Origin of the sequence: Gilliamella sp. Pas-s25 (assembly GCF_009795885.1) — a bacterium.
GTDB lineage: Bacteria > Pseudomonadota > Gammaproteobacteria > Enterobacterales > Orbaceae > Gilliamella.
Map to the genome: position 1 here is coordinate 1 of NZ_WTEV01000062.1, position 1,759 is coordinate 1,759.

General features: G+C 37.6%; 1 protein-coding gene. It reads right to left on the reverse strand.

Annotated features, from left to right (window positions below):
• Nucleotides 1-60: 60 nt before the first annotated feature.
• Nucleotides 61-1,380, reverse strand: coding sequence for a hypothetical protein (locus tag GQ593_RS13245; RefSeq protein ID WP_160432456.1), 1,320 nt, complete (start codon nucleotides 1,378-1,380; stop codon nucleotides 61-63).
• Nucleotides 1,381-1,759 lie beyond the last annotated feature (379 nt).

Sequence of the window (1,759 nt, forward strand, 5' to 3'; positions counted from 1 at the left end):
CTTCTATCTGTTATCCTTTATTCTCCTACAACGCAAAAATTAATAATTAAGCGCTAAAGACTAAGGAGTAACACATAATGCACCAGAACCACCACCAGTACCGGGCTGGTCAATATAATCACTTATTGAACCATCATATTGTAAATTAACAAAGTACGAAGCATGAAATGGCCTCCAATTCGGATTATTATTAGGATTATAATCAACATCAGCATGAAAATCACTTACCCAGGAAGCCCATCCAAAGCATCCTGGGTCATGAAGGTTTTGTTTACAGTAGTTATTCCCTCCATTATCCCATCTATACTCTGTTAAGTCCCCCCACTCTCCGAACATACCAGCACCAATCCGACGATCAGCATGTTTAAAATTTGATGACGGCGTGGCGCCAACAACAGATCCACAAGTGTACGGGAGGCTTCCTGGACTTTCTTCTATGCAGACAGCATTAGTCAGATCTTTTGCTCTTACAAGCCGATAACCTATGTTATTACACCATGTTTCTTGCAGGTGACGAGTAGTAGCATGACGGCGGCTAACAAACCATTTCTGCAATACAAATCCATATTTTATTATCGCTTTACCATGACTATTTTTACCCACTAGCTCAAAAGTCTGCGGTAACCTTGGCACGGTAATTCGACTTGGATAGGGATTATGCCGTTGAGAAAACCCTTCTGGGCCTGTTAATGTAACGCGTATTAATGTGACATTATCATCTAGAATATCCAGATCACTCCAGTGATACAACCATCGGTTAAAATCACCCCGCTTCATCAATTTCATGCTGGCGGTTATCCCTTCATGCGAAACGGGCTCCCATATCAATTCTTCTACACCTATTCCCTCTATGTACAACTCAAAATAAAGTTCATCGGCACCTGTGGTTGGAAAATTAAGCGAATATGTTGCTGGATTGGTTGATTTAACCAAAAATCCTTTTCTGTACTCCATATCAGGACTTAAATAACGTGTGTTGCTGCTGCCGTCGCCGTCGCCGTCGCAATTACCAGGGCACGAATTTGGCCTTACGTATTTTATTTCCCCCTGTTGTAGTAGTGGCGGCAATATTATGCTATCACTACGATTATTCACCACTCGGCTATTTTTACCTGCTAATGCCTGCAAATTCCATGAGCATGATAATAATAACAATATCAATGTTAACGGGATTTTTTGGGAATTTTTTGACAATAACTTGAGAAATAACTTCGAGAAAATAGAGGAAACAACAGTAAAAACTTGTCTAATGCGTTTAGATGATAAATTTAAGACGTAGGTTTGCCAGTGCTGGTGTCTGGTGTCTGGTGTCTGGTGTCTGGTGTCTGGTGTCTGGTGTCTGGTGTCTGGTGTCTGGTGTCTAAAATAATGATAATGCATTGCAGCTTACCTGTCAAGTAATTTTATGTTTTATTTAAATTTTTATATTTATTAGCTTATTAAATAAGCTATTTTTAATCATTGATGAAAGTATAACCGTTTTAAAAACGCTTGGCTAGTTTTTTTAGGGCTTTTTCGGTAAAAATTAGTAAGGTGTGACTTCGATTAAGCTTTATAAAATATTTTAAAAGATTGAGAGATTTGTGTTTTTTGTTAAAAAAATAAAATAGAAACTTTAATAAAATCAATTTTGTTCCTAAATATTTTTTGATGGATTTAAGGGGGGGTGAAGGCGATTGGGACTTCAATTAGATTTTGGACATTTTAAGTTTTAATGATAAAAATAACTTGTATGTCAATCTTCGAAGCCCCACCTTTT